Annotated in this window: 25 protein-coding genes; 12 read left to right on the forward strand and 13 right to left on the reverse strand. The window is 62.0% G+C overall.

Translation table 11 applies throughout. The features are described 5' to 3' along the window. Positions 1-1,581: an ABC transporter ATP-binding protein gene (locus HX807_RS30190; protein ID WP_177052028.1), complete on the forward strand. Its 1,581-nt coding sequence runs from the start codon at positions 1-3 to the stop codon at positions 1,579-1,581. Between the two features lie 490 nt (positions 1,582-2,071). On the opposite strand, the gene HX807_RS30195 is transcribed toward HX807_RS30190, so the two are convergent. After that, positions 2,072-2,821, reverse strand: a complete 750-nt coding sequence (locus HX807_RS30195) for an SDR family NAD(P)-dependent oxidoreductase (RefSeq protein WP_003217670.1) — start codon at positions 2,819-2,821, stop codon at positions 2,072-2,074. 98 nt (positions 2,822-2,919) lie between these two features. Here HX807_RS30195 and HX807_RS30200 point away from each other — a divergent pair, with 98 nt between their 5' ends. Together HX807_RS30200 and HX807_RS30205 are read left to right on the forward strand one after the other, a co-directional pair. Further along, complete coding sequence (locus HX807_RS30200) at positions 2,920-3,279, forward strand: helix-turn-helix domain-containing protein (RefSeq protein WP_177052029.1); 360 nt, start codon at positions 2,920-2,922, stop codon at positions 3,277-3,279. A 198-nt stretch (positions 3,280-3,477) separates the two neighbouring features. Then, positions 3,478-4,683 (forward strand): multidrug effflux MFS transporter, encoded by a 1,206-nt coding sequence (locus HX807_RS30205; RefSeq protein WP_177052030.1) that lies wholly within the window; start codon positions 3,478-3,480, stop codon positions 4,681-4,683. Here HX807_RS30205 and HX807_RS30210 read toward each other — a convergent pair. The 9 genes from HX807_RS30210 to HX807_RS30250 form a co-directional block, all read right to left on the reverse strand. Beyond that, positions 4,668-4,985, reverse strand: a complete 318-nt coding sequence (locus HX807_RS30210) for a DUF971 domain-containing protein (RefSeq protein ID WP_177052031.1) — start codon at positions 4,983-4,985, stop codon at positions 4,668-4,670. The genes HX807_RS30205 and HX807_RS30210 overlap by 16 nt on opposite strands. After that, positions 4,982-5,935 carry a HEAT repeat domain-containing protein gene (locus HX807_RS30215; protein WP_177052032.1) on the reverse strand — a complete coding sequence of 318 codons (954 nt, stop codon included), beginning with the start codon at positions 5,933-5,935 and terminating at the stop codon, positions 4,982-4,984. The genes HX807_RS30210 and HX807_RS30215 overlap by 4 nt, the downstream gene beginning before the upstream one ends. Further along, on the reverse strand, positions 5,932-6,771 hold the full coding sequence (locus HX807_RS30220) for an ABC transporter ATP-binding protein (protein WP_177052033.1): 840 nt from the start codon (positions 6,769-6,771) through the stop codon (positions 5,932-5,934). Before HX807_RS30220 ends, HX807_RS30215 begins: the two co-directional genes overlap by 4 nt. Then, positions 6,771-7,553: an ABC transporter permease gene (locus tag HX807_RS30225; protein WP_003217654.1), complete on the reverse strand. Its 783-nt coding sequence runs from the start codon at positions 7,551-7,553 to the stop codon at positions 6,771-6,773. The genes HX807_RS30220 and HX807_RS30225 overlap by 1 nt, the downstream gene beginning before the upstream one ends. A gap of 12 nt (positions 7,554-7,565) precedes the next feature. Further along, positions 7,566-8,972 (reverse strand): ABC transporter substrate-binding protein, encoded by a 1,407-nt coding sequence (locus HX807_RS30230; RefSeq protein WP_087692993.1) that lies wholly within the window; start codon positions 8,970-8,972, stop codon positions 7,566-7,568. Positions 8,973-9,094: 122 nt separating this feature from the next. Beyond that, positions 9,095-9,340: a ferredoxin family protein gene (locus HX807_RS30235; protein WP_003217650.1), complete on the reverse strand. Its 246-nt coding sequence runs from the start codon at positions 9,338-9,340 to the stop codon at positions 9,095-9,097. 39 nt (positions 9,341-9,379) lie between these two features. After that, positions 9,380-11,110, reverse strand: coding sequence for a fumarate reductase/succinate dehydrogenase flavoprotein subunit (locus HX807_RS30240; RefSeq protein ID WP_008433417.1), 1,731 nt, complete (start codon positions 11,108-11,110; stop codon positions 9,380-9,382). Next, the gene (locus HX807_RS30245) at positions 11,107-11,868 is read right to left on the reverse strand and encodes a GntR family transcriptional regulator (protein ID WP_008433419.1); all 762 of its coding nucleotides are present in this window, start codon (positions 11,866-11,868) and stop codon (positions 11,107-11,109) included. Before HX807_RS30245 ends, HX807_RS30240 begins: the two co-directional genes overlap by 4 nt. Positions 11,869-12,037: 169 nt before the next feature. After that, a complete protein-coding gene (locus tag HX807_RS30250) occupies positions 12,038-14,959 on the reverse strand; it encodes a TonB-dependent receptor (protein ID WP_008433421.1) in 2,922 nt (973 codons plus the stop codon). Between the two features lie 229 nt (positions 14,960-15,188). Between HX807_RS30250 and HX807_RS30255 the strand changes: the two genes are divergently transcribed. Continuing rightward, complete coding sequence (locus HX807_RS30255; protein WP_008433423.1) at positions 15,189-15,461, forward strand: DUF2790 domain-containing protein; 273 nt, start codon at positions 15,189-15,191, stop codon at positions 15,459-15,461. Positions 15,462-15,560: 99 nt separating this feature from the next. Next, positions 15,561-16,418 carry an SDR family oxidoreductase gene (locus tag HX807_RS30260; protein WP_177052034.1) on the forward strand — a complete coding sequence of 286 codons (858 nt, stop codon included), beginning with the start codon at positions 15,561-15,563 and terminating at the stop codon, positions 16,416-16,418. Between the two features lie 119 nt (positions 16,419-16,537). Here the strand turns inward: HX807_RS30260 and HX807_RS30265 are convergent, their stop codons facing one another. The 3 genes from HX807_RS30265 to HX807_RS30275 all read right to left on the reverse strand — a co-directional run bounded on the left by HX807_RS30265 (position 16,538) and on the right by HX807_RS30275 (position 18,684). Beyond that, positions 16,538-16,762 (reverse strand): DUF2188 domain-containing protein, encoded by a 225-nt coding sequence (locus tag HX807_RS30265; RefSeq protein ID WP_003217639.1) that lies wholly within the window; start codon positions 16,760-16,762, stop codon positions 16,538-16,540. A gap of 115 nt (positions 16,763-16,877) precedes the next feature. Beyond that, positions 16,878-17,792 carry a tyrosine recombinase XerC gene (gene xerC / locus HX807_RS30270; protein WP_008433427.1) on the reverse strand — a complete coding sequence of 305 codons (915 nt, stop codon included), beginning with the start codon at positions 17,790-17,792 and terminating at the stop codon, positions 16,878-16,880. A 103-nt stretch (positions 17,793-17,895) separates the two neighbouring features. After that, the gene (locus tag HX807_RS30275; protein WP_023658829.1) at positions 17,896-18,684 is read right to left on the reverse strand and encodes a M949_RS01915 family surface polysaccharide biosynthesis protein; all 789 of its coding nucleotides are present in this window, start codon (positions 18,682-18,684) and stop codon (positions 17,896-17,898) included. Between the two features lie 469 nt (positions 18,685-19,153). Between HX807_RS30275 and arnC the strand changes: the two genes are divergently transcribed. From arnC to HX807_RS30310, 7 genes are read left to right on the forward strand one after another with little or no spacing between them, the layout of a single operon-like run. Next, positions 19,154-20,188: an undecaprenyl-phosphate 4-deoxy-4-formamido-L-arabinose transferase gene (gene arnC, locus HX807_RS30280; RefSeq protein WP_008433430.1), complete on the forward strand. Its 1,035-nt coding sequence runs from the start codon at positions 19,154-19,156 to the stop codon at positions 20,186-20,188. Then, complete coding sequence (arnA, locus tag HX807_RS30285; RefSeq protein WP_177022829.1) at positions 20,185-22,176, forward strand: bifunctional UDP-4-amino-4-deoxy-L-arabinose formyltransferase/UDP-glucuronic acid oxidase ArnA; 1,992 nt, start codon at positions 20,185-20,187, stop codon at positions 22,174-22,176. The genes arnC and arnA overlap by 4 nt, the downstream gene beginning before the upstream one ends. Next, the gene (gene arnD, locus HX807_RS30290; protein WP_177052035.1) at positions 22,176-23,060 is read left to right on the forward strand and encodes a 4-deoxy-4-formamido-L-arabinose-phosphoundecaprenol deformylase; all 885 of its coding nucleotides are present in this window, start codon (positions 22,176-22,178) and stop codon (positions 23,058-23,060) included. Before arnA ends, arnD begins: the two co-directional genes overlap by 1 nt. Further along, complete coding sequence (gene arnT, locus HX807_RS30295) at positions 23,057-24,712, forward strand: lipid IV(A) 4-amino-4-deoxy-L-arabinosyltransferase (protein WP_177052036.1); 1,656 nt, start codon at positions 23,057-23,059, stop codon at positions 24,710-24,712. Before arnD ends, arnT begins: the two co-directional genes overlap by 4 nt. Next, positions 24,709-25,056, forward strand: coding sequence for a 4-amino-4-deoxy-L-arabinose-phosphoundecaprenol flippase subunit ArnE (arnE, locus tag HX807_RS30300; RefSeq protein ID WP_003217625.1), 348 nt, complete (start codon positions 24,709-24,711; stop codon positions 25,054-25,056). The genes arnT and arnE overlap by 4 nt, the downstream gene beginning before the upstream one ends. Next, positions 25,053-25,466: a 4-amino-4-deoxy-L-arabinose-phosphoundecaprenol flippase subunit ArnF gene (arnF, locus tag HX807_RS30305; protein ID WP_003217623.1), complete on the forward strand. Its 414-nt coding sequence runs from the start codon at positions 25,053-25,055 to the stop codon at positions 25,464-25,466. The genes arnE and arnF overlap by 4 nt, the downstream gene beginning before the upstream one ends. Next, on the forward strand, positions 25,463-26,842 hold the full coding sequence (locus HX807_RS30310; RefSeq protein ID WP_102369058.1) for a UDP-glucose/GDP-mannose dehydrogenase family protein: 1,380 nt from the start codon (positions 25,463-25,465) through the stop codon (positions 26,840-26,842). The genes arnF and HX807_RS30310 overlap by 4 nt, the downstream gene beginning before the upstream one ends. The last annotated feature ends 2 nt before the right edge of the window (positions 26,843-26,844 follow it).

Here is a 26,844-nt window from a genome sequence, read left to right on the forward strand (position 1 = left end):
GTGACTGACGCGTTGATTGAAATTCGTAACCTGAAAGTGGCGTTCGACGGGCACAAAGCGGTGCGTGGCATCGACCTGGATATTCACCCGGGCGAGTGCCTGGCGCTGGTGGGCGAGTCGGGCTCCGGCAAATCGGTGACCGCCCACTCGATCCTGCAATTGCTGCCGCCCCACACCACGCGTACCCAGGGCAGTATTCGCTACCAGGGCGAAGAGCTGCTCGGCGCGCGGCCGGAGCGTTTAAGGCAGATTCGCGGCGATCGCATCGCGATGATCTTTCAGGAGCCGATGACCTCGCTCAACCCGCTGTACAGCGTGGAACGGCAGCTGTCCGAAACCCTGCTGCTGCACAAAGGCCTGGGCGGTGCGGCGGCGCGTGAGCGCGTGTTGGAGTTGCTCGAACTGGTGGGCATCCAGCACCCGCGCCAGCGCCTTGCGGCGTACCCGCATCAGCTCTCCGGCGGGCAGCGCCAGCGGGTGATGATCGCCATGGCCCTGGCTTGCGAACCGCTGCTGTTGATCGCCGACGAGCCCACCACGGCCCTGGACGTGACCGTGCAGCGACGCATTCTTGCGCTGCTCAAAGACCTGCAGCAACGCCTGGACATGGCGCTGCTGTTGATCAGCCACGACCTCAACGTGGTGCGCAGCATCGCCCAGCGCGTGGCGGTGATGCGCGCCGGCCAGATCGTCGAACAGGCCGACTGCCAGGCACTGTTTGCCGCGCCGCAGCACGCCTACAGCCGGCAGTTGCTCGAGGCCGAGCCCGAGGGCAGGGCGGTGGTGCGTGAGACGGCGGACAACCTGCTGGAAGTGGACAACCTCAAGGTCTGGTTCCCGCAAGGCGGCCTGCTGCGGCGCAAACCGCCGATCAAGGCGGTGGACGGCATCGACCTACGCCTGCAACGTGGCAAAACCTTGGGCATTGTTGGCGAATCCGGCTCGGGCAAATCCACCCTTGGCCAGGCGATCCTGCGGTTGATCGACGCCCAAGGCAGCATTCGCTTCGAGGGCCAGGCCCTCGACGCACTCAAAGGCAAGGCCCTGCGTCCGTGGCGGCGCAAACTACAGGTGGTGTTTCAAGACCCGTTCGGCAGCCTCAGTCCGCGCATGAGCGTGCAGCAAATCATCGAAGAAGGCCTGCGCGTACACACGGACCTCAATGCTTGCGCGCGCGAAGCTCAAGTGATTGCCGTGTTGCGCGACGTCGGACTCGACCCCGATACGCGCCATCGCTTCCCCCACGAATTCTCCGGCGGCCAGCGCCAACGCATCGCAATCGCCCGCGCACTGGTGATCAAGCCGGATTTGATATTGCTCGACGAGCCCACCTCAGCCCTCGACCGCACCGTGCAAAAGCAGGTGGTGAGCTTGCTGCGCAGGTTGCAGGAGGAACATGGGCTGACCTACTTGTTTATCAGCCACGACCTGGCGGTGGTAAGGGCGTTGGCTCACGACTTGATCGTGGTGAAGGATGGCGTGGTCGTGGAGGCGGGGAGTACCGAGCAATTGTTCGACGCACCGGAGCATGCCTATACGCGGGATTTGCTGGTAGCGTCGTCGTTGAGGAATCGCGAGTAGTACAGCCTAGTGGGCGCTGATCTCACGCTTTACCGTCTGCTGTGCTTCTGCCAACAACCAGTCCCGGAACGTCGTCAGTTTGGGCAGGCTGGCGCACTCAGGCCGATAAATGACGTAGTAGGCCAGCTCCGAGTGTTCGGCGTAATGGCGGTCGGGTCTTTTTCGTCGGGTGGGCTGCTGTCGGCTTATGGCTGGAATACAGTGCTGTGGGTTTCGCTTTTACCGCTGGTGTTGGCTGTCGTCGCGCTGGCACTGACTGTCCCCAAGTACATGGCCGGTCGGTTTGATCTGAAAGGGCAAGGTGCGTTAGCCACTCGAGCGCATTTCCTGCTCAAGCAAATCCCGGGCGCTATACGTCATTTAACATAATATACATTATGCGTAATCATATGGTCCGTTATCAGGGTCAGTGCCAGCCAGATTTCAACCAATGCACCACGCTCCTCATCGACCAAACCCAGCCTGTCTCGATTTGGTCGATGAGCCTGGATCACACCTGAGCGAAACCGCCATCCACGAACATCTCGCTGCCCGTCATGAAGCTGCTCTCATCCGATGCCAGGAACAATGCCGCATTCGCCACTTCATCTGGCTGCCCCATACGACCCAGCGGTACACGCGTAACCATCGAATCGACAATCGCATCCTTCTGGCCGGTACCTGATAGCGCTCTGTCCAAACCCGGTGTCGTTGTCGGCCCAGGTGAAAGCACGTTCACGCGAATACCTGTGCCTTGCAGATCCAGCGCCCAGCTTCTCGCGAAGTTTCGCAGTGCGCCTTTCGACGCGCTGTAGACGCTGAACGCTGCGGTGCCCATCGAGGCCGTCGTCGAACCTGTCAGCACAATCGAGCCACCGGCGCTCATCAATGGCAACGCGTTCTGTACGGTGAACAACGTGCCTTTCACGTTCACGCCAAAGGTGCGATCAAACGATTCCTCCGTGATCGCCCCAATGGGCTCCAGATCCCCAAGGCCTGCATTGGCGAACAACACATCAACACGACCTTTGTCAGCCTTGATCTGCGCGAATACCCGCTCAAGATCACGCAGGTTTGAAATGTCGCCCTGGATCGCGATCGCGTCATGCCCGATAAGGACCAAGGCTTTGTCCAGTTCATCCTGGCGGCGTCCCACGATAACGACCTGTGCACCTTCGGCCGCAAAGCGTATGGCGCTGGCCAAGCCGATCCCGCTGTTGCCACCGGTGACGATGGCGATTTTCCCGTTGAGCCTGCTCATGAGTGTTTCCCTCAAATGTTGAGGCCCAAGCGTAGATATGCGCTATTGTTTTGAATAGTATGCACCTTTTGGTAAGTACCCAGCCTGAGGGCAAAAACATGTCAAACAGCACCTTTAGCTGCGGGCTCGACGCCGCCCTGGCGGTGATTGGCGGGAAATGGAAACCGTTGGTCCTGTATCACCTGGCCCATGAAGTTCACCGTTATGGCGAACTGCGGCGCGCCGTTGGCGGCGTGACGGACAAGGTGCTGATCCAGCAATTGAAGGAGCTGGAACGCGATGAGATCATCGCGCGCATCGACTACAAGGAGATACCGCCAAAGGTCGAATACTCCCTGACTCCCTTCGGACGCTCGCTGGCCCAGGCATTGGGGCCGCTTTGCCAATGGGGCACCGACCATATGCTGGCGGTTGAACGCATCAGTGAGCGCCGAACGACCGCCCTCGCCCAGCCTTAAATTCGCAAAATATCCAACTCGACTAAATGGATATTTAGTTGAGTTAAATCAGTACGTTACGTCTATCTCCCGTATCCATTGCCTATTCACGACACCCTGCCGCTGGTGACTCTGTAGCGAGTCTGTAAACACCGGCTTGTATGCGCCGAGGGCGATCACTAAGCTGGCCCCTCTTTTTTACCGCCGCCCGGAACCACCATGTCTCGAAGTATCGCCCACCTCGCCCTGCTGCTGGGGTTGATCACCGCCGTCGGCCCGTTTGCCATCGACAGCTACCTGCCGGCGTTGCCGACACTCGGCGCCAGCCTGCATGCCTCGCCTGCCGCGGTGCAGATGAGCCTGACAGTGTTCTTCATGATCATCGGTGTGTGCCAGCTGTTCTACGGCCCGATCAGCGATGTGTTCGGGCGCAAGCCGCCGATCTATGCCGGCCTGGCGATTTTCATCGTGGCCAGCATTGGTTGCGCCCTCGCCCCCTCCATCGAGGTGCTGATCGGCTTCCGGGCGTTGCAGGCCTTTGGCGCCTGCGCCGGGATGGTGATTCCGCGGGCGATTGTGCGTGACTTGTACACCGGCCATGAAGCCGCGCGCCTGATGGCGTTGCTGATGCTGGTGGTGAGTATTTCACCGATCCTCGCGCCACTGGCGGGCAGCCTGATCATCGCGGTGTGGAGCTGGCGCGAAGTGTTTCTGGTGCTGGGTGTGGCCGCAGTGCTGTGCCTGATCATGACCGCCGTGCAATTGCCGGAAACCCACCCCGCCGAACGCCGCCTGGGCAAGACCCTGGGCAATGCGTTCGGCAGCTACGGCGCGTTGCTGCGTGATCCGGTGTTTACCGGGTTGTCGGTAGTGGGCGGTTTTGGCCTTGCGACGTTCTTCGTGTTCATCGGCAGCGCGCCATTCGTTTACATCGAGTACTACGGGCTCACGCCAACGCAATTCAGCCTGTGCTTTGCCCTCAACGCGGCGTCGTTTTTTGCCCTGAGCCAGTTGACCGCGCGCTTGAGTGCACGCTTCGGCCTCGCACCGTTGATTCGCTGGTCGGTGGCGGGCGTGGCAACGGTCATGGCCTTGCTGGCACTTACCACACTGTGGGGCAACAGCCTGCCGTTAATGATGGCACTGCTGTTTATTGGCTTTGGCTTTCTCGGCTTGCTGTTGCCGGCGGCCGGCGTGTTGTCCCTGGAAGATCACGGTGCCGTGGCCGGTTCGGCCTCGGCGCTGTTGGGCGCGATCCAGATGATCACCGCCGCCGTAGCCATGTCCCTGGCCGGCCTGTTCGCAGACCACACACCGGCGCCGATGTTGATCGGCATCGCCCTCAGCGCCGTGGCAGCGATGCTGACGGTGTGGTGGACGCTGCGCCGCCTGCCGGCACACCTGCAACCTCAGTCGCGCAGCTGACCAGCGGAGATTGGCGCCCCGGTCTGGAGCCCCATTGCCGCCAAATAAGCCCACGGGTAAATCCCCCGCTGGTGCCCATCGCTGAAAATCAACTGCACGCCATACCCCTGGGGATGGACCTCCAGCACCCGGACACGGTCCGACACCAGCGGCGGCGTGCCTCTCAACCGAAAGGCCCGGCACTGCGAGCACGGGCATTCACGGCGCAGGCGAGCGTGGTCGATCCATTGCACGCCGTCGCGCCATTCCAGCCTCAAGCGCCCATCATCATCTCGGCCAATGCCGTTCGGTGCACTGTTCATTGCAGTTGTGCCAGGGCAATGCGCACCGCCTTGCGTACTTCCGGGTCGCCATCGTCGGCCGCATCACGCAGCGGGCCAAGGGCCTGTCGGTCGCCCAACTCGCCCAGCGCCAGGGCGGCTTCCTTGCGCAGGTTGCTGATGCTGTGGCCCAACGTCAGGAGCAGCGCCGGCAACGCCGGTGCATACCGCAGGCGCCCAAGGCTGCGGGTGGCGCGCAGGCGGACTTGCCAGTAGTCATCGGCCAGCGCCGTGATCAAGGCTTCGCCCGCGCGGGTGCTACCGACTTTGCCCAAGGTGGTCGCGGCCTCTTCCCGTACTTGCCAGGTGGCGTCCTGCAACGCTTCATACAGCGCCGGCAGTACCCGCTCATCACTGGCCAAACCGAGGGCGCCGGTGGCGGCACGCCGGACTTCGGTGTCCGGATCGCTGCTGGCCAACCTCGCCAGGGCGTCCAATGCCGGCAGGTGCTTGAGCCAGCCGAGCACACCGACCGCTTCGCGGCGCACCCCCGCATCGGTATCGCTCAGCGCCAGCATTGCCGACGGCGCCGCCGCTTCAAGGCGCAACTCGCGCAGGGCACGGAAGATTGCCGTGCGCACGCTGACGTCGGCGTGGGTGGCCCATGGCAATAACAGCCGGCCCGCCTGCGTCGACTTGAGTACGCTCAAGCTCTGGGCGGCGGCATCACGTACCGACGCTTCAGTGTCGGTCAGCGCCTGGCACAGCGCCTCGACCACTGCGTCTTCTTCCCACGCCTCCAGCAGGCTGGCAGCCTGGGCGCGCACGTCGGTGGCCGGGTCGTGGCGCAGGCTGTCCACCAGCCACACCAGGCCGTCGGGGTCTTCCAGGTCAGCCAGGTCAATCAGGGCGATCCGGCGCATGCCGGCATCCGGCGCTTGCAGCCGCGGGCGCAGGGCTTGGATGTCGGGGTTTTCGGTTTCATAGGTCATATGGCAAATCGCGGTCTTGGGTGATCGTTGGGTAGCCCGAGCGGGTTCAGCCGTGGTAACTGGCGACCATCTTCGTGGTGCAGCAGCTCCAGGCAATGGCGCTTGAGGTGGGTAAATTCCGGCGAGGTCATCAGTTCGGTGCTGCGCGGCCTTGGGAAAGTCAGCTGGAAATCCTCGATGATGCGCCCGGGGCGCGGGCTCATCACCAGGATGCGGTCGGCCAGGAACAGCGCTTCGTCGATGTCATGGGTGACAAACACCACGGTGGTGCGGATGCGCGTCCAGATGTCCAGCAGCAAGGCCTGCATCTTCATGCGGGTCAGGGCATCCAGCGCGCCGAACGGCTCATCCATCAACAGCAGGCCGGGACGATTGATCAACACCCGGGCAATTTCCACCCGCTGCTGCATGCCACCCGACAGCTGGTTGGGCCAGCGCTCGGCAAAACCTTCCAGGCCCACCAGGTGAAGGATCTCATCGGCGGCGGCCAGGCGCTCGGCCTTGCCTACGCCGCGCATCTTCAGGCCGAAGGCAACGTTTTCGCGCACCGAACGCCAGGGGAACAGCGTGTGCTGCTGAAACACCATGCCCCGTTGCTGGGACGGGCCGGCAACCGGCCGGCCATCCATTTCCAGCGTGCCCTGGCTTGGCGTGAGATGCCCGGCCAGCGCGCCGAGCAAGGTCGATTTGCCACACCCGGACGGGCCGAGGATGCACACGAACTGCCCCGGCTCGATCCTGCAATCCAGGGCTTTCACCGCCTCGAATGCCTGCTGCTGTTCGCCCAATACAATGGATAAGCCGCGTATGTCGACACGGCCCTCAAGATGACTCATCAGGCTTTACCTCGTGGTCGATGCCAGGGAGTGAACAGTGCGCCGAGACGCTTGACCAACAGGCTGCTGCCCATGCCCAGCACGCCGATCAACAGCATGCCAACGACAATGTCGGCATAGTTCTGGATGGTGTAGGACTCCCAGGTGTAATAGCCGATACCGTACTGGCCGGAGATCATTTCCGCCGTCACCAGGCAGAACCACGAAGTGCCCATGCCAATCGCCAGGCCGGTGATGATGCTCGGCGCGGCGCCCGGCAAAATCACCTCCAGCAGGATCGCCCGGCGCCCTGCCCCCAGGCTGCGCGCCGAGGCGATCAGCCGAGGATCGACGCCTTCCACGCCATGCACCGTATTGAGCAGCACCGGAAACAGCGCGCCGGTGAAGGTGATGAAGATCATCGACAGCTCCGACGACGGGAACATCAGGATCGCCAGCGGGATCCAGGCCACCGCCGGGATCGGCCGGATCACCTCCAGCGGCGGCAACAGCAGGTCTTCCGCCCACTTCCAGCGGCCAATCGCGATGCCCAAGCCGATCCCCACCAGCGCGGCCGCCAGGTAGCCCTCGAACACCCGGGTCAGGCTTGCACTCAAGTGCCGCACAAGCTTGCCCGAGTCCGCCAGCCCCAGGGCAGCCTGCACCACGGAGCCCGGCGTGGGCACATTGGCAAACGTCACCAGCCACAGGTTCCAGTGCTGGCTGGCCGCCAACTGCCAGAACAGCAGGCACAACAGCAAGGAAGCGGCCTTGGGCAGCCAGCGCCATGGGGTGCTTGTCATGAACACGCTCCCTCAGCGACCGGCAACGGCCTGCGCGCCGGCGTCGGTGAAATTGAACACCTTGCCGCCCTGGGCCTGGGCAAATTGCTGCGCCTGGCCCTTGAGCAGGAACGCACTGAGTTGGCCGTGCTGGTTGGTCGCAAACCAGGCCTGGCTCGCCAGCAGCTTGATGCCGCTGTCTTCGGCCTGGGCATACACGGCGCGCACCGCCTTGCCTTGTTTGTTCAGGCTGTCCAGCGCGGTGAACGCCGCCTCGGCCGACGCGTAATCCCGCACCTTGGGCTCACCCTTGACCCAGATTTGCGCGACGTGCTTCCAGTCAGTGATCGGCGCGCCGCTCAGGGCGTCGTTGGCCTTCAACGGCGCCTGGGCGTAGTTGCCCAATTGCGCCGCATAGTCCAGGCCCGAGGCCTTGAACGCGGCACGGATGTACTGGTCATCGATAAAGGTATTGAGGTCTAGGCCACGGTCGGCCTTTTTCAGCAGCTTGAGGGTGTCGATCGCGGTGCCCACGGCCTGGCGGTATTCGGGCTTCCAGCTCAAGTCACGGGTCTGCACGCCCAGCGGGCCATGGAACAGGTAGTTGACCTCGGCTTCGACGCCGGTGACTTTTTCGATCAGCTCGCTGTACTTCTCCGGCTCTGCGGCCAGCAACTGATTGGCCTCGATACTCGCGCGCAGGTAGGCGACGACCACTTCCGGGTACTGTTTGGCATAACTTTCGTCCACCAGCGCGCCGTGGAACGTCGGGGTGTTGGATTGCGAGCCGTCGTAGATCTTGCGGGCGAAACCACGGTTGGGGAACAGTTCGCCGAACGGCACAAAGTCGGCATGGGCGTCGATCTTGTTGGCCTGCAACGCCGAGCCTGCCACTTCGGGCGCCTGGGCAATAATGTTGACGTCCTTGAGCGGGTCCCAGCCCTGGGCCGCGACAGCACGCAGCAACATGCCATGGGCCGTGGAGGCGAACGGCACGGAAATCGTCTTGCCTTTGAGGTCCGCCAGGGACTGGGCGCTGGAAGCGACCGGCACCACAATGCCGTTGCCGCTGCCCTTGATGTTGCCCGACAACACGCTGATGAACAGGCTGTGCTTGCCCGCCGCCTCGAACGCTACGCCGTTGAAGGCACCGGGGAAGTCGGCCATTGCGCCAAAGTCCAGTTTGCCGGCGACCATTTCATTGGTCAGCGGCGCGCCACTGGTGAAGTTTTTCCACTGCACGTCGTAGGTCGCGTCCTTGTACTTGCCGTCGTGCGGCAGGTATTTGTCCAGCAGCCCCAGCTCGCGGATCAGCAAGCCGCCCGCGGCACAGTTGATGGTGGTGTCCTGGGTGCCGATGGCCACCCGGATCGTTTGTGCCTGGGCCGACAGGCTCAAGCAAGCCAGCACCAGGCCGGCCAGGGTTGCGCGCAATAACATTGGGTAGTTCCCCTCGAATCATGGTTGAAGGAATCGTCTCCGCCACGGTCTGGCGCGGTGGGAAACGAGGGGGTGTGGCTAGGGCTGCGTCCGGGGTTGGCGGATGGCGTTTGCGGCAGGTCTCAGCGCAACAGGTACGGAATCTCGACCTTGACTGCGCCGGTGGGGCAATCTTTTTCACAGGGCATGCAGTACCAGCATTCATCGAACGCCATGTACGCCTTCTGCGTTGCCGGGTTGATCGCCAACAGGTCCATCGGGCACACGTCGACGCAGACCGTGCAGCCTTTTTCGGCGATGCACTTGTCCTCGTCCACCGTTACCGGGGCGTTGGAGCGAAAGAATATTTCCTGGGGCTGATAGGCCATTTCACGGTGTCCTGTGGTGAGCGAGCTTGGGGGGCACATTCAGGCGGCGTCAGCCCCTACGCGCAGGCGGTCGTAAGCCTGCATCTCTTCGGCATCCAGCGGGATCACATAGGGCTCGACGGGTTTCTTGAAGCTGACCATCTGCCCGTCGTCGCCCTTTTTCAGGTGGCAATGGCAGAACCAGTCGGCGTCGTTGCGTTGCGGGTGATCGACCCGGTAGTGGTACAGGCCCCAGCGGCTTTCGGCGCGGTACAGCGAGGCGCGGGCAGCCATTTCGGCGCAGTCGCGGATCACGCTGGTTTCCATGGCGCGCATCAATTCATGGGGGTTGTGCGCCTTCATCTGGTCCAGGTCGCGCTCGATATCGGCGAAGCGTTGCAAGCCGATTTCCATCTTGCGGGTGACCTTGGGCGGCTGCAGGTAATCGTTGACGAAGCGCCGCAGCTTGTACTCGACCTGGGCCGGCGGCAGACCGGTTTCGCGGTCCAGTGGCGCATAGACCCGAGCCTGCTCGGCGGCCACTTGCCGGGCATCCACCGCGCTGAATTCGCGCCCGGCCACAAAGCTTGCCGCGTTGGTGCCCGCAAACCAGCCATAGGTGAACGCGCCGAGCATGTAGTTATGTGGCACCGCCGCCATGTCGCCCGCTGAATACAGGCCCTTGACCGAGGTTTCCGCGCGCTCGTTGACCCACACGCCCGACGCCGAATGCCCGCTGCAAAAGCCGATCTCGGAGATATGCATCTCGACCATCTGGCTGCGGTAGTCGGTGCCCCGGTTGGCGTGGAACTGCCCACGGCTGGGGCGCTCGTTGCTGTGCAGGATCTGCTCGATGTTCTGGATGGTTTCCTCCGCCAGGTGATCGAGTTTGAGGAACACCGGGCCGTTGCCGCTTTCCAGTTCCTGGTGGAACTCCCACATCATCTGCCCGCTCCAGTAGTCGCACTCGATGAAGCGTTCACCCTTGTTGTTGGCGGTGTAGCCGCCCAAGGGGCCGGTGACATAGGCGCACGCCGGGCCGTTGTAATCCTTGATCAGCGGGTTGATCTGGAAGCACTCCAGGTTCGCCAGTTCGGCTCCGGCGTGGTAGGCCATGGCGTAGCCGTCGCCGGCATTGGTCGGGTTTTCATAGGTGCCCATCAGGTAACCCGAGGACGGCAAGCCCAGGCGGCCGGCCGCGCCGCAGCAGAGGATCACCGCCTTGGCCTTGATCACCTGGAAGTCCGCAGTGCGGCAGTCAAAACCCATCACGCCATTCACCGCGCCTTCGCTGTCGGTCAGCAAGCGGGTGCACACCAGGCGGTTGGTGATGCTGACCCTGGCGCGCTTGAGCTGGCGATACAGCACCTTCTTGATGTCGTGCCCTTCAGGCATCGGCAACACGTAGGCGCCCATGTGATGGACTTTTTTCACCGCGTAATCGCCGGTTTCGTCCTTCTCGAACTTCACGCCCCAGCGGTCCAACTGCTCGATGGTTTCAAAACTGTGGGTCGCGTAGGCGTACACCGCCGCCTGATTGACGATGCCGTCGTTGGCAATCGTGATTTCCTTGGTGTACTGCTCCGGCGTGGAGTGGCCGGGAATGATCGCGTTGTTGAGGCCGTCCATGCCCATGCTGATGGCGCCGCTGCGCTTGACGTTGGCCTTGTCGATCAGCAATACGCGCAGATCGCGGTTGGCCTCCTTGGCCTTGATCGCCGCCATGGGGCCGGCTGTACCGCCGCCGATCACCACGATGTCGTATTCCAGTTCCAGGGTTTGGCGGCTCACGGGCGGCTACCTCGCTGACGGTCGATGCGCAGGCGATACTGAAACGCGTCGCCACGGTAATACAGGTGTTCGAAGTCCACGGGCTGACCGTCTGCGGTGTGGGTCAGGCGTTCGATGCGCATGATCGGCGAGCCGGCCTCGACGTTCAGCGCCTGGGTCAGCTCGCTGTCGGCGAGTACCGCGTCAATCGCCACGTCGGCGTGACCCAGTTGCAAGCCGCAGTCGTTCTCCAGGATCAGGAAGATGTCGCGGGTCACCAGGTCGGCGTTTTCCAGGCGTTCGCCCAGGGCCTGGCTGAGGTAGGTGATTTCCAGCGACACCGGCTCGCGGTTGATCAGCCGTACCCGCTTGATCTGCGCGACAGTGCTGCCCTCCTCCACGCCCAGGCGCTCGGCCACCAGCTTGTCGGCGGGCACGAAGCGGTAGCTGCGCAGGCGGTTGATCACTTCATAGCCGCGCTCGGTCATGGACTCGCCCAACCCCTGCAGGGTGCTGACGTTCTGATAAGCCTTGGGTTTGGAAACAAAGGTGCCTTTGCCGTGGATCTTGTAGATCAGGCCTTCCTTTTGCAGATCACCCAGGGCCTGGCGCACGGTGATGCGGCTGACTTTGAAGCGCGTGCCCAGTTCGCTCTCGGAAGGCATCTGGGTGTTCGGCGCGTACTCACCATCAAGGATGCGGCTGCGCAGCAGGTCCCGCAGTTGGGCATGCAGCGGAACGCTGGACAGAGGGGATAAGGCGACGGTTGATTCGTTCATCAGGACCACTTGTCATAACGAGTTATGACGTGATCATAAGGAGTCTTATGAAAAGCCTGGAAATACCGTTTTGGAATAAGGTTATGGACCGGCGAATCCCGCTGCACCTACGGGATGGGTGCAGTGGATCCGCCTGTTTTATAGAGCAGTGTCTGGACCTGATGAACAATCAGAAGTTATAGCTGACCCGGGTATAGAGGATGCGGCCAAACGGGTCGGCGTATTTCGGGTCGTACCCGCTCTGGAACGCATAGGTCTGGTTGCTGAACGGCGGTGCGCGGTCAAACAGGTTTTTCGCGCCCAGCGTGACGGCCAGGGACTTGCTCCAGTTGTAGGTACCCGCCAGGTCCCAGACGTTGTAAGAGCCTACGGAGTCGTGAGTGTCGGGGTCCGAGTCGTGATAGCCACTGGTGTAGCGGTTGGTCAGGCTGACGCCCAGCGGTCCGCGGGCCCAGGTGCCGGTCAGGCTGTGGCGCCAGCGTGCAACGGCGCCCGCGGTGGAGAACTCGCCGCCACGAAAATCACCGAGTTTGTCGATGTAGTCGCCCTTGAGCTCCTGCTGGTATTTGTATTCGTTGACGTAGGTGCCTTGCAGGCCGATGCCGAAGTCACCGATGGCGGTGCTCGGGAAGCGGTAGTCGAAACTCACATCCACGCCGTTGGTCTTGGTCTTACCCAGGTTGGCAAGGCCGGTAACGATGTGATCGATGGAGCCATCCGCCTTGCGAATCAAGCGGTCGCCGTAGGCATCCGGGTCGTCGAATACCGACGACTCAGGAAACTCGGCAATCTGGTTGGCGATGGTGATCCACCAGAAATCCAGGCCGGCACTGAGGCGCTCGATCGGTTGGAACACGAAACCAAAGGTCACGTTACGTGCGGTTTCCGGGCTCAAGCTGCCGTTGCCCCCGCTTTGCCGGCGGAACTGCTGGGCGCAGTCGCGGTTGCCGATCCCGCCATTGGCCGGGGTGCCGCCCGGGCACAGGCGCGGGTCGTTGTAGTTGGCCACGGTGTAGCTGGTGTAGGTCGGGTTGTACAACTCGTACAGCGACGGCGCACGGAAGCCTTCACTGTAGGCACCGCGCACCACCAGTTCCTTGAACGGCTGGAAGCGGAACGAGTATTTCGGGTTGGTGGTGCTGCCAAAGTCGCTGTATTTGTCATGACGCACGGCGGCAGACAGTTCCAGGCTTTCGAGCACCGGCACGTTGACCTCGGCGTACTCGGCCGACACGCTGCGATTGCCGCGCACTGCGCCATTGGGGTCTACGCCCAGGCTCTGCACGGTCTCGGCAAACTGGGCGAAATCCTGGTGGAAATCCTCCTTGCGATATTCACCACCCAGCGCCAGGCCCGTCGGCCCCGCACCGAACCAGTCGCCGATTTCACGGCTTACGCGCCCGTCGATACTCTTCACTCGGCCCACGGCGGTGGCGTAATCGCCATCCACGCGGCTGGAGGCGAGTAACGCCCTGCCCGCTTCACTCTGCGGCCCGAACGGGTTGATCACACCGTTGGCAATCCCCTGGCTGATGGTCTGGTCGTTTACATAGCCGTCAAGAATGGTTTGCACCACTTTGTTCTGGTTGTAGGACGCGCCGACGTTGTAGTCCCAGTTCGCCACATTACCTTCGAAACTCAGCAGCAGCCGCTGGCTGGTGTTGTCATCTTCGTGCTTGCGCGCGCCGGCATCGGTTTCACGCCAGTTCACGTCTACCGGCTGTGTCGGGTCCAGGGCGAACCCCGTGGGGCCCGGGGTGATGCCGTTGCCCGGATAGAAAGGCGTACCCGGATTGACCTGGGCGCCCATCAGGGTGCCTGGGCCAATCTGCGTACGGTTTTCGTTGCGCGCCCAGAAGTATTCGAGGCTGACGGTATGGTCATCGGCCAGCTTGCCGGTGGCTTTGGCAAAGGCCGAGGTTTTTTCGGTTTCCGGCACCAGGTCCAGGTAACTCCACAGGCTTTGGCGGCAGATGCCATTGCGTGACAGCAGCCCGGGAGAATTGCAACCGGAGCCGGCCAGCGGGTTGGTCGCGTTGCTGCCCTGGCTCCAGTTAGCCGGCGCGGCGGTGCCGGAGGTGAAATCCAGGCCGCGACCTGGCTGGTAGTTGTAGGTGAAGTCACGGTCCTTGGCCGCCAGGCGCGTCTGCTTGTCGTAGCTGACCACGCCGAACACGTTGAAGCGGTCCTCTTCAAGGTCGCCGAAACCGTAGCTGCCACTGAAGTTATGGCTGTCGCCGCCGCCGGAGCGCGTCGGCGAATCGTAGTTGGTGGAGAGTTGGCCCCCGGTGAGGCTGGTCTTGGTAATGAAGTTGATCACCCCGCCAATCGCATCGGTGCCGTACAGCGCCGAGGCGCCATCGCGCAGGACTTCCACGCGGTCGATGGCGGCAAACGGGATGGTGTTCAAGTCCACCCCGGAACCGTTGGTGGTGTTGACGGCGTTGTTGCTCAGGCGCCGGCCATTGAGCAGCACCAGGGTTTTGTTCGCGCCAATCCCGCGCAAGTCGGCATACGCCGCACCGCCGCTGCTGGAACCCACCGAACGCCCGGAGCCAACGGCAGACTGGTTGGCCGAAATGCGGTTGATCAACTCCTCGGTGGTGCTCACACCCTGCTCGCGCAATTGCTCGACCCGCAGGATGGTCACCGGCACTGCCGTTTCCGCGTCCACCCGGCGAATCGCCGAGCCGGTCACCGTGACTTTTTCCAGGCGGTAATCAGTACTTTTGCCCTCGGCCGGTGCGACGCTGGTGGACGTCACGGGTGCTGGATGCACCGTCAGCCCCTGTTCGCTGTCGCTCACTTGCAGGCCGCTGCCCTGCAACGCCTTGTCCACCGCTTGCAGGCTGCCCAAATCGCCGCGGATGGCGGCACTGCGCTTGCCCTGCACCCACTGTTGATTGAACGAAATCATCACCCCGGTCTGCCGGGAGATATCCAGCAGCACCGTATCAAGCGGGCCGCCAGCGATATCGAAGGTGAACACCTGGCCGGCCGCTTCCTGGGCCATCACCGATGTCGTGCACACTCCCATCGCCAGCGCCGCCGCCAGCGTCAGCCTTGGTAGTTGTTGTTTGAATAAAAACATCGAGGAGCTCCCTGTTGTATGTGTCTACAGGGATGAGCAGCGGCAGACGGATATTTATAGGGTTGCGTTTAGGCGAAGATGCTATGAGTTTATAACCGGTTATAAGAGGCTTGCTGCATCGATTTGGCTGATGTCTTCTATTGGCCCGCAAGCGTTCATCCCCGCGCCAGGCGCTTTGTAGAATGAACCCCACAGTCAAGCCACCACCTTCGTGGTGTCGGAGGTTCTCATGCGTTATCTGCTTATCGCCGTGCTGGGCCTGTTCAGCACACTTGCCTTCGCCCAGGGCGAAACCCCGGCACCCACTGTGAGTGCCAACGCCCCCGCCAGCGAGGCGTACGACTATTCCCAGGACCTGGACATCGCCAAGGTGGTGCGCGTCAGTACCGAATCCTCCACCGAGTGCGGGCCGGTCAAGGGTCACATGGTCTACATCGACAGCCACGGGGTGCGTCATGAACTGGACTACATGCGCCTGGGCGATGCCTGCCAGCACGGTTGAGCGCAAACCATTCGTCGGGCTCGACCGGCATCGATTACAACTATCCGGCAGCTGAAAATCACTAATCCATAGAACCCGTTGTGATCTATGGAGATTGAGATGATTGACTACCCGCGCCCACCTTTCGCCAGCCAGGCCCAATCCGTTCCCGGTTCGCAGAAGAAGATGGACCCCTATCCTGACTGCGGCGAGAAGAGCTACACCGGCTCCGGCCGCCTGGCCAACAAGATCGCCCTGATCACCGGCGCCGACAGCGGTATCGGCCGCGCCGTGGCGATTGCCTTTGCCCGCGAAGGTGCCGATGTGGCAATCGCCTACCTGGACGAACACGAGGACGCGAAGGAAACCGCACGCTGGGTGGAAGAAGCCGGCCGCCAATGCCTGTTGCTGCCCGGCGACCTCGCGCAAAAAGCCAACTGCCAGGCGATTGTCGACCAGACCGTCGAGCAGTTCGGGCGGATCGACGTGCTGGTCAATAACGCCGCATTCCAGATGACCCACGAGACCCTCGAAGAGATACCCGACGAGGAATGGGTCAAGACCTTCGATATCAACATCACCGCGATGTTTCGCATCTGCAAGGCGGCGCTGCCGCACATGAAGGCCGGCGGGTCGATCATCAATACCAGCTCGGTGAATTCCGATATGCCCAAGCCAACGTTGCTGGCTTACGCCGCCACCAAGGGCGCGATTGCGAACTTTACCGGTGGCCTGGCACAACTGCTGGGCAGCAAGGGCATCCGCGTGAACAGCGTGGCGCCGGGGCCGATCTGGACGCCGTTGATTGTCTCGACAATGCCGGACGAAGACGTGAACAGCTTCGGCAGCGAGACACCGCTGGGCCGCCCCGGCCAGCCGGTGGAAGTGGCGCCGATCTATGTGTTGCTGGCGTCGGATGAGGCGAGTTACATCTCGGGCTCGCGGTATGCGGTGACGGGCGGCAAGCCGATTCTCTAGGGTCGAATGCAAATCCAGTGTGGGAGCGGGCTTGCTCGCGAAGGCGGAGTGTCAGGCAATGCATGTGTAACTGAACCACCGCCTTCGCGAGCAAGCCCGCTCCCACATTTGGGACTCGGTCAGCCCGGAGATCGTGTCGGGTCAGCCTTGCGCGGATAGGTTCTTTCCTCCTGAATCCGCCCATCCATGCTGTGAATCCTCAGCGACGCCGTCTTGTCGCTGAGAAACTCTTTCGCCAACTCAACGATCGCCTCCTTGGTCTCTGCCGTTTTCGACGGCCGTGCCGAGCCCTGCTTGGTCAACGCCCAACCGGTGCCGGTCTTGTTGATGTTGTAGGTATCCATGGTCTGCTCCTTCGACTGAATAAACACGGCACGCGGCAAAACCCGCGCCCTACTATTGCGAGCGCGGCTGCCGGGCAGAGTTCAAGGCAGTTGGCGGGCCAGGTTACGGGCGGCCCTACAGGTCAAACCGATCCACTGCCCTACGCCGCTCATTGTCGTCGCGCACATCGTAGGTGGCGGTGGTCTGGATATTGGTGTGGTGCGCCAGCTTCTGGGCGATCGACAGGTCGTACTCTTCAATGACCCGCGTGATAAACGAACGGCGGAAATCATGGGGCATGATTTTCACGCCGACCTGTTCCCCACGCTGGCGGGCGATGTAGTAAATCGCGTGTTTGGTGATGCGCTCGCGGGTGATATGGCTGCCCCGGCGAATCCGGTTGAACAGGAAACCGTCGTCCTGTTCCCCCGGTTTCAGCTGGCTGCGGCGAAACTCCAGCCATGCCTCCAGCTTGGCAAAGGCCCAGGCCGGTGCGTACTTGATCAATTGCTTGTTGCCCTTGCCGGTAACCTGCAGGCTGCGCTCGTCAAAGTTGACCTGGCCCAGCTCGATGTTCACCGATTCCGACTTGCGCATGCCCGAGCCATACAGGATCCCGATCACCGCTGCATCCCGCAGGCCCTGGGGGCGCGGATCGGCGGCGCAGACTTCCATCAACTCACGAATCAGCGTACGCCGCAGGTTGCGGCCCTGGCTCAGGCGGGTGCCGGCCATGGCCTTGACCGAGCGCATCTTCAGCAGGTGGTCCTGGCTGATCAGGCTCATGCGCCAGGCTTCGTTCATCACCCCGCGCACGGCGTTGACGTACAGCGATGAGGTATTCGGCGCATACCCGTCTTCCCGCAGCACCGCCACCAGGGCCATGACGTGTTCGGGCTGCAGCAGGTGCCAGTCGATGTCTTCGAGGTTGATGTCTTCAAAACCCAGGCGGTCGGCGGCGTCCTGCAGCACGTAGCGCATGGTCAGCTGGCTGGAGGGCGCCAGGCGGGTGAGATAGAGGGTCAGCGGGTTGCGGGTAGACTCAGTCAAGGTAGATCAGCCTTTGGATTAAATATATCGACTAACCATCTGTTTAATCGACATATTTAGTGAATTGGCGAGCGCCGAGTCTAGCGCAGGTCAATCCCCGGGGCTATTCCTGATCGTCTTCCGCCGGGGCTGGCGTCTGCTGCTGGCTCCAGTCGGTGTCCTGCTTCTGCATCAAGGCAAACCAGTGCTGGCGCATGAACTCCAGGTACGGTTTGGGCGCCTTGGCAAAATCTTCTTCGTCGCCGTAACAGCCAGGAAGCGGCAGCTCGGTACCCTGCTCCTTGTACTGGCTGACCAGCGCCTGTTGGGCGGCGATGCTGCAATCCTTGGGCAACGGCATGCCTTGCAGGGCGCCGGCGTCTTCATCCCACCAGCTGGCGCCATAGCGGTCGATGCCACGCAGGCGGTACTTCTGCGACTTGCCGATGTGCATGATCAGCTTGAAATCATTGGGGCTGACGTCACTGGTGCAGGTGCGGCTATACCCCACGGTGACCTGGCTGATGCCATCGCCCAGCAGGTCGGTGACCCGGGTGGCGTCGCTGTTGAAGTGCGCGCCGGCATCGAACTCGCAATGCTGCACGTCGTCGTAGAGCATCCACAGGCGCTTGGGCCGGTCACCGTCGAGCAGGTACTGGGCGGCGTAGACAAAGGCCGACTGCGCACCGTCGTCGTCGCGTTCGCTGACTTGCTCTGCGAGTACCAACAGGTTCTTGCCCTGTTTGTCGCTCCAGACGAAGGCGCCGACCTGTTTACCCCGCACTTCTACGCCATCGGGCACCTGGTCGATGGACGTCAGTGCCACGCCGTCATCGGCCCGCACACTCGTGGCCCAGGCCACCGTCATCAACAACACCATCAACATTGGCCGTAAACGCTGCACGCTATTCATCCGACTGCCCTGGCAAGAGATGGCTTACTTTACCGGCACTTGCGCGGCATTGCAGAGAAGATTCTTCAGGAACCAGCCCGCGCGCGGAAAAAGCCTACCGGCCCTTCTCCCCTCATCGGCACGGCGTTGTCCGTGCTTCTGCTGTTTACCTGAACCCTAGCTGTCTACCTGCCAAAAAAACGACTTTTTCATCTGCGTTTCATATTCGTTGAACATTTTTGCGCTTAATCTTGGCGGCACGACTTGAGAACGAACCGTACCTTGCAGGTTAACTCGTTGATTCCGCTTTACCTTTGAGCATTTTAGTCTTTACTCACGTAAGCCATGGAAGAACCACTGTGACCTGTCAGGACTGTCGAATGAATGCCACAAATCAACGCTATCTTTGATCGGATGCCCGGCATCCGAGGCTGACGATAACTGCTGTCTTTACGCTCCAAGTTGCTCTAACCCCCGAGGTAATGAATCTTTGAAACCCTATCCAATTCATTGCGTGTCGATCGTTATCCCGGTCTACAACGAACAAGAAAGCCTGCCTGAACTGCTGCGCCGCACCATGGCGGCCTGCAAACAACTGGCTTACGAATACGAAATCATCCTGGTGGACGACGGCAGCCGCGACAACTCCGCGCAATTGCTGGAAGACGCCGCCGCGCTCGAAGGCAGCAATGTGGTGGCGGTGATCCTCAACCGCAACTACGGCCAGCACGCCGCGATCATGGCCGGCTTCGAGCATTGCCGGGGCGACGTGGTGATCACCCTGGACGCCGACCTGCAAAACCCGCCGGAAGAAATCCCGCGTTTGGTCGAACAGGCCGCCCTGGGCTATGACGTGGTTGCCACCGTGCGCAACAACCGCCAGGACTCGGCCTTCCGCCGCTGGCCGTCGCGCCTGATCAACCTCGCCGTGCAACGCTCCACCGGCGTGGCCATGAGCGACTACGGCTGCATGCTGCGTGCTTATCGCCGCACCATCGTCGACGCCATGCTGGCCTGCCGCGAGCGCAGCACCTTTATCCCGATCCTGGCCAACAGCTTTGCGCGCCACACCACGGAAATCCTGGTGCATCACGCCGAGCGTGAACACGGCGAGTCCAAATACAGCCCGATGCGCCTGATCAGCCTGATGTTCGACCTGCTGACCTGCATGACCACCACGCCATTGCGCCTGTTGAGCATCGTCGGTTTCAGCCTGGCGGCCCTGGGCATGCTCTTCGCCTTTGCACTGATCGTGCTGCGTCTCGCTTTCGGCTCCGGCTGGGCTGGCGACGGCATGTTCGTGCTGTTCGCCGTATTGTTCGTGTTCACCGGTGGCCAGTTCATCGGCATGGGCCTCCTGGGTGAATACCTGGGCCGCATGTACAGCGATGTGCGGGCCCGCCCACGGTTCTTTATCGAAAAAGTGCTGCGCAACCAACCGGCAGCACCGGCCGAGACCTTTACGGTCGACGGCCTGACGTCCTCCCACACCTCTACTTCTCCTTCCGATCAGGTTTCGTCATGAATTCAAAAGCTGTTGTCTTCGCTTACCACGATATTGGCTGTGCTGGCATTGAAGCCCTGCTCAATGCGGGTTACGAAATTGCTGCCGTGTTCACCCATGCCGATGATCCCAAGGAAAACAATTTCTACGGTTCCGTCGCCCAGCTGTGCGCCCGCAATGGCATCCCGGTACACGCCCCGGAAGACGCCAACCACCCGCTGTGGATCGAGCGCATCGCCAAGCTGAACCCGGACTACATCTTCTCGTTCTACTACCGCAACCTGCTGAGCGAAGCCCTGCTGGCCACCGCCAAGAAAGGCGCGTTCAACCTGCACGGCTCCCTGCTGCCTAAGTACCGTGGCCGCGCACCGGCCAACTGGGTGCTGGTGAACGGCGAAACCGAAACCGGCGTGACCCTGCACCGCATGGTCAAGCGTGCCGATGCCGGCGCGATCCTGGCCCAGCAGAAAGTCGTGATCGAGCGCACCGACACCGGCCTGACCCTGCACGCCAAACTGCGTGACGCCGCCACCAACCTGCTGCGCGATGCCCTGCCGCAACTGGCTCAAGGCAAGCTGACCGAAACCGCCCAGGACGAAAGCAAGGCCACCTACTTCGGTCGTCGCACCGCCGCTGACGGCAAACTGGATTGGAAAAAACCGGCTGAAGAGCTGTTCAACCTGGTTCGCGCCGTTACCCAACCATACCCGGGTGCCTTCTGCGCCGTGGGCGAGCACAAGCTGATCGTCTGGAACGCCGAAGTCGTCAAGGGCAACGAAGGCCTGGCGCCAGGCCGCGTGATCAGCGTCAACCCGCTGCGCATCGCCTGCGGTGAAGACTCCCTGGTGGTCAAGTTCGGCCAGCGCAACGAGAACGGCCTGTACCTGGCCGGCCCGTCCCTGGCGGATGAACTGGGCCTGGTGGACGGTTCCGTACTGCGCGGCGCCGAGTCCGGCCGCAAGCCCCGTCGTACCCGCGTGCTGATCCTGGGTGTGAACGGTTTCATCGGTAACCACCTGTCCGAGCGCCTGCTGCGTGACGACCGTTACGAAATCTACGGCCTGGACATCGGCTCCGACGCCATCGAGCGCCTGCGCAGCCACCCGAATTTCCACTATGTGGAAGGCGACATCAGCATCCACTCCGAGTGGATCGAGTACCACATCAAGAAGTGCGACGTGGTCCTGCCGCTGGTGGCCATCGCCACCCCGATCGAATACACCCGCAACCCGCTGCGCGTATTTGAACTGGACTTCGAAGAGAACCTGAAACTGGTTCGCTACTGCGTGAAGTACAACAAGCGCGTGATCTTCCCGTCGACCTCCGAAGTGTATGGCATGTGCCAGGACCAGTACTTCGACGAAGACACCTCCAACCTGGTGGTGGGCCCGGTCAACAAGCAGCGCTGGATCTACTCGGTCTCCAAGCAACTGCTGGACCGCGTGATCTGGGCCTACGGCGACAAAGGCCTGAAGTTCACCCTGTTCCGTCCATTCAACTGGATGGGCCCGCGCCTCGACCGCCTGGACTCGGCCCGTATCGGCAGCTCCCGCGCCATCACCCAGCTGATCCTGAACCTGGTGGAAGGCACGCCGATCCGTCTGTTCGACGGTGGCGAGCAGAAGCGTTGCTTCACTGACATCGCCGACGGCATCGAAGCCCTGGCCCGCATCATCGATAACGACAACGACAACTGCAACGGCCAGATCATCAACATCGGCAACCCGGAAAACGAAGCCAGCATCCGTCAGCTGGGCGAAGAGCTGCTGCGTCAGTTCGAAGCTCACCCGCTGCGCAGCAACTTCCCTCCGTTTGCCGGTTTCCGCGACGTAGAGAGCAAGGCGTTCTACGGCACCGGTTACCAGGACGTGGCGCACCGCAAGCCAAGCATCGACAACGCCAAGCGCCTGCTGAACTGGGAGCCTACCGTGGAGATGAGCGAAACCATCGGCAACACCCTGGATTTCTTCCTGCGTGAAGCCATGCTCGAAATCGCGGACAAGCGTTGATGCAAGCGGGTCTACGCATCGACGTCGACACTTACCGAGGCACCCGTGAAGGGGTGCCAAGGTTGTTGGAGTCGCTTGATGAAGCCGGGGTCAAGGCGACCTTCTTCTTCAGCGTCGGGCCGGACAACATGGGGCGCCACTTGTGGCGCCTGATCCGCCCGCAGTTCCTGTGGAAGATGCTGCGCTCCAACGCGGCCGGTTTGTACGGCTGGGACATTTTGCTGGCCGGCACCGCCTGGCCGGGCAAACCCATTGGCCGCGACCTGGGGCACCTGATGCGCCAGGCCAAGGCCGCCGGGCATGAAGTCGGGCTGCACGCCTGGGATCATCACGGCTGGCAAGCCAACACCGGGCGCTGGAGCGATGCACAGCTGATCGAGCAGATTCGCCGTGGCGTCGACACCTTGAGCGACATCCTCGGTGAACCCATCGACTGCTCAGCCGCCGCCGGCTGGCGTGCCGATGAGCGCGTGGTGCAAGCCAAGCAACAGTTCAAATTCCGCTACAACAGCGATTGCCGTGGTACCAGCCTGTTCCGGCCAACCCTGGCGGATGGCAGTGCCGGCACGCCACAAATTCCGGTGGACATGCCGACCTTCGATGAAGTCGTGGGCCCGGTGGTGGCCGCCAAGGATTTCAATAGCTACATCCTCGACCGCTTCAAGCCGTCGAAGCTCAACGTCTATACGATCCACGCAGAAGTAGAAGGGATTCTGATGGCCAATGATTTTCGCCAGTTGCTCGCCCAGGCAGGGCAGCGCGGCATCGCGTTCAAACCGTTGGGCGACCTGTTGCCCGCCGACCTCACCACCCTGCCCCAGCAACAGCTGGTGCGTGGTGCGTTGAGCGGCCGTGAAGGCTGGCTCGGAGTGCAGAAGGCATGATCCGGCGCTGGGCCCTGCCCCTGCTCCTGCTGGCCTTCGGGGTGTTCTACCTGATCCCGTTGGCCACCCACGGGCTGTGGATCCCCGACGAAACCCGCTATGCGCAGATCAGCCAGGAAATGCTGCTGACCGGCAAATGGGCCTCGCCACACTTCATGGGGATTCGCTACTTCGAGAAACCGGCGGCCGGTTACTGGATGATCGCGCTGGGCCAGGCGATTTTCGGGCAGAACCTGTTCGGCGTGCGTTTTGCCTCGGCCTTGAGCACCGGCTTGAGCATCCTGCTGGTGTATTTCGTGGCCCGGCGTTTGTGGAACGACCCGCGCAAGAGCCTGGTCAGCGCCGTGCTGTACATGAGTTTTGTCAGCGTCGCGTTCCTGGCGGGCTATGCCAACCTCGACCCGCAGTTCACCTTCTGGGTCAACCTGACCGGGGCGGCGCTGTGGTTCTGCTTCGACAGCACCACCACCCGCGGCCGCCTGTGGTCGTGGGCCTTGCTCGGGTTCGCCTGCGGCATGGGGTTCATGACCAAGGGTTTCCTTGCCTGGTTGCTGCCGGTGCTGATCGCCCTGCCCTACGTGCTCTGGCAAAAACGCATTCGTGAACTGCTCACCTATGGCCTGGTGGCCGTGGTGGTGGCGATTGTCGTGAGCCTGCCCTGGGCGCTGATGGTGCATGCCCAGGAACCGGACTACTGGAATTTCTTCTTCTGGCACGAGCACATCCAGCGCTTTGCCGGCGACGACGCCCAGCACTCCGAGCCCTTCTGGTATTACCTGCCGCTGATGGTTGCGTTCACCCTGCCGTGGATGGCGTTGCTGCCGTCCACCGTGAAGCAGGCATGGCTGGAAAAACGCAACAGCAAGGTCGCCTTCCTGCTGCTGTGGCTGCTGATGCCGCTGGCGTTCTTCAGCCTGGCCAAGGGCAAGCTGCCGTCGTACATCATGCCCTGCCTGCTGCCACTGGCGCTGCTGATGGGGCATACCCTCGCCGACAAACTGGCCCAGGCCCGTGGCCGCGTACTGCGCATCAACGGCTGGGTGAATCTGGTCATTGGCGTATTGGCGTTGCTGGTCCTGACCTGGTTCCAGCTGAAAAAACCGGTGTACGAGCACGGCCAGGAAACACTCAGCCTGGTGCTGGTGTTCGTCTTCCTGTTCGGCTGGATCATCGCCAACCTGCTGCAAGCCGCCCGCCCGTTGCACATGTGGGCCGCACCGGTGATCGGCAGCTGGTTGCTGGTGGCGCTGGTGCCGGCCGCGTTGCCGCACTCGGTGGTTTATAACAAGACCCCCGACCAGTTTATCATCGACCACCTCCAGGAGTTGCAGCCGACCACTGCGTTGCTGAGCAACGACCTCGGCGCCGCATCGGCCTTGTCATGGCGCCTGCAGCGTCCTGAAGTGATGCTCTACAACACCGTTGGCGAAGTGAAATACGGCATCGCCTTCCCGGACACCGCTTACCGCAAGATCGATGCCGCCAGCGTCCAGCAATGGATGAGCGAGGCGCGCAAGCAAGGCTCGGTGGGCGTGGTGATGCGGGTCAAGGGTGACGACGAACGCCAGGAAGTGGACCTGCTGCCCAAAGACGGCAAGCGTTACGAGCAGGGCAATATCGTGATTCTGATCTTCCCGCAGAGCGCGCCATGACCACTCTGCTGCTGTTGTTAGGTGCCTGCCTGCTGACCTGCATGGGCCAGGTGTCCCAGAAGTTTGCCGTGGAAGGCTGGCGTGACCAGCCCGACGGTTGGGCCCTGAAGCTGCGCTCGCCGTGGCTGTGGTCGGCGCTGGTGTGCCTGGGCCTGGGTTTGCTGGTGTGGCTGCTGGTGTTGCAACGCCTGGAAGTCGGTATCGCCTACCCGATGCTGAGCCTCAACTTTGTATTGGTCACCCTGGTGGCGCGCTTTGTGTTCCATGAACACATCGATGGTCGCCACTGGTTCGGCGTGCTGCTGGTGATTGCCGGTGTGGTGCTGCTGGGGCGCCAGGTATGAGTCGCGCTCGCGGTTTTGCCCTGGCCCTGGGCAGCGTGGCACTGGTCAGCGGTGCGCAGTTGGGCATGCGCTGGAGCATGACGCGCCTGCCACTGCCTGCTGAATGGCTGACAGCACTCGACACGGGCGCCATCGACCTCGGCGCGCTGGGCGTGGTGATCCTGGCGATCATCGCCTATGCCCTGTCGATGCTCTGCTGGCTCGGCGCGCTCAAAGACCTGCCGCTGGGCCGCGCCTATTCGCTGCTCAGCATCAGCTACGCATTGGTCTACCTGCTGGCCGCCAGCCTGCCGGTGTTCAACGAACATTTTTCGCTTTCAAAAACTGCGGGAGTGGCCTTGGTCATCCTCGGAGTCCTGACTATCAACTCTCGTCGTGCTAGCACCACAAGTCCCAGGAATGCCCCATGAAAATCAGTGTATTTGGTAGCGGTTACGTCGGTCTCGTACAGGCCACCGTGTTGGCCGAAGTCGGCCACGATGTCATCTGCATGGACGTTGACGAGAACAAGGTCAAGCTGCTGCAACAGGGCCACGTGAGCATCTTCGAGCCGGGCCTGGCGGCCATGGTCAAGGAAAACCTCGAAGGCGGACGCCTGACGTTTACCTATGACGAAAAACTCGCCGTCGAACACGGCGAAGTGCTGTTCATCGCCGTGGGTACCCCTTCGGACGAAGACGGCTCGGCCGACCTGAAATACGTGCTGTCCGTGGGCGATGCAGTGGCTCGCCACCGTATCGACCCGGTGATCCTCGTGGAAAAATCCACCGTACCTGTAGGCACTGGCGACACTTTGCGTGCGCACATGGAAAAAGCCCTGCGCATTGCCGGCCGCCACCTGGAGTTCGATATCGTCTCCAACCCGGAATTCCTCAAGGAAGGCTCGGCCGTTGCCGACTGCCGCCGCCCGGACCGGATCGTCATCGGCTGCGAACGTGAGGAAGTGCGCGAGGTGATGCGTGAGTTGTATGCACCGTTCAACCGCAACCACGACCGCATCATCTTCATGGACCTGCGCAGCGCCGAACTGACCAAGTACGCCGCCAACTGCATGCTGGCCACCAAGATCAGCTTTATCAACCAGATCGCCGAACTGGCCGAACACCTGGGCGCCGACATCGAAGCCGTGCGCCTGGGCATTGGTGCCGACTCGCGTATCGGCTACCACTTCATCTACCCAGGTTGCGGTTATGGCGGCTCGTGTTTCCCCAAGGACATGCGCGCCCTGATCCACAGCGCCAAGGCCGCCAACTGCTCCAGCGACCTGCTGGAAGCCGTGGAAGCCATCAACCAGCGCCAGAAGAGCAAGCTGTTCGAACGTGCCAATGCATTCTTCAAGGGCGACCTGCGCGGCAAGACCTTCGCCTTGTGGGGCCTGGCGTTCAAGCCCAACACCGACGACATGCGCGATGCGCCAAGCCGGGTGCTGATGGAAGCCTTGTGGGCGGCCGGCGCCAATGTACGTGCGTTTGACCCGGAAGCCATGCAGGAAACCCAGCGCATCTACGGTGATGACCCGCGCCTGATGCTGATGGGCACCCCGGAATCCACCCTGAGTGGCTCTGACGCCTTGATCATCTGCACCGAATGGCAACAGTTCAAGGCACCGGACTTCGACCTGATCCAGCAACGCCTGAAAACCCCGGTGATCTTCGACGGCCGCAACCTGTACGACGGCGAACGCCTGGCACGCAAAGGCATCCAGTACTTCCCGATGGGCCGCGGCGATTCCTGCAACTTGCCGATCCCCCAGCAAAACTGGGCGCCTCAGGCCGAGGAAGCCTGAGA

The sequence above is a fragment of the Pseudomonas sp. D8002 genome (genome assembly GCF_013385695.1).
GTDB lineage: Bacteria > Pseudomonadota > Gammaproteobacteria > Pseudomonadales > Pseudomonadaceae > Aquipseudomonas.

Excerpts from the sequence above, each read along its gene's own strand:
- HX807_RS30195 (WP_003217670.1), bottom strand. The coding sequence starts at position 2,821 with ATGAGCAGGCTCAACGGGAAAATCGCCATCGTCACCGGTGGCAACAGC.
- HX807_RS30200 (WP_177052029.1), top strand. The coding sequence starts at position 2,920 with ATGTCAAACAGCACCTTTAGCTGCGGGCTCGACGCCGCCCTGGCGGTG.
- HX807_RS30205 (WP_177052030.1), top strand. The coding sequence starts at position 3,478 with ATGTCTCGAAGTATCGCCCACCTCGCCCTGCTGCTGGGGTTGATCACC.
- HX807_RS30210 (WP_177052031.1), bottom strand. The coding sequence starts at position 4,985 with ATGAACAGTGCACCGAACGGCATTGGCCGAGATGATGATGGGCGCTTG.
- HX807_RS30215 (WP_177052032.1), bottom strand. The coding sequence starts at position 5,935 with ATGACCTATGAAACCGAAAACCCCGACATCCAAGCCCTGCGCCCGCGG.
- HX807_RS30220 (WP_177052033.1), bottom strand. The coding sequence starts at position 6,771 with ATGAGTCATCTTGAGGGCCGTGTCGACATACGCGGCTTATCCATTGTA.
- HX807_RS30225 (WP_003217654.1), bottom strand. The coding sequence starts at position 7,553 with ATGACAAGCACCCCATGGCGCTGGCTGCCCAAGGCCGCTTCCTTGCTG.
- HX807_RS30230 (WP_087692993.1), bottom strand. The coding sequence starts at position 8,972 with ATGTTATTGCGCGCAACCCTGGCCGGCCTGGTGCTGGCTTGCTTGAGC.
- HX807_RS30235 (WP_003217650.1), bottom strand. The coding sequence starts at position 9,340 with ATGGCCTATCAGCCCCAGGAAATATTCTTTCGCTCCAACGCCCCGGTA.
- HX807_RS30245 (WP_008433419.1), bottom strand. The coding sequence starts at position 11,868 with ATGAACGAATCAACCGTCGCCTTATCCCCTCTGTCCAGCGTTCCGCTG.
- HX807_RS30250 (WP_008433421.1), bottom strand. The coding sequence starts at position 14,959 with ATGTTTTTATTCAAACAACAACTACCAAGGCTGACGCTGGCGGCGGCG.
- HX807_RS30255 (WP_008433423.1), top strand. The coding sequence starts at position 15,189 with ATGCGTTATCTGCTTATCGCCGTGCTGGGCCTGTTCAGCACACTTGCC.
- HX807_RS30260 (WP_177052034.1), top strand. The coding sequence starts at position 15,561 with ATGATTGACTACCCGCGCCCACCTTTCGCCAGCCAGGCCCAATCCGTT.
- HX807_RS30265 (WP_003217639.1), bottom strand. The coding sequence starts at position 16,762 with ATGGATACCTACAACATCAACAAGACCGGCACCGGTTGGGCGTTGACC.
- HX807_RS30275 (WP_023658829.1), bottom strand. The coding sequence starts at position 18,684 with ATGAATAGCGTGCAGCGTTTACGGCCAATGTTGATGGTGTTGTTGATG.
- arnA (WP_177022829.1), top strand. The coding sequence starts at position 20,185 with ATGAATTCAAAAGCTGTTGTCTTCGCTTACCACGATATTGGCTGTGCT.
- arnD (WP_177052035.1), top strand. The coding sequence starts at position 22,176 with ATGCAAGCGGGTCTACGCATCGACGTCGACACTTACCGAGGCACCCGT.
- arnT (WP_177052036.1), top strand. The coding sequence starts at position 23,057 with ATGATCCGGCGCTGGGCCCTGCCCCTGCTCCTGCTGGCCTTCGGGGTG.
- arnE (WP_003217625.1), top strand. The coding sequence starts at position 24,709 with ATGACCACTCTGCTGCTGTTGTTAGGTGCCTGCCTGCTGACCTGCATG.
- arnF (WP_003217623.1), top strand. The coding sequence starts at position 25,053 with ATGAGTCGCGCTCGCGGTTTTGCCCTGGCCCTGGGCAGCGTGGCACTG.
- HX807_RS30310 (WP_102369058.1), top strand. The coding sequence starts at position 25,463 with ATGAAAATCAGTGTATTTGGTAGCGGTTACGTCGGTCTCGTACAGGCC.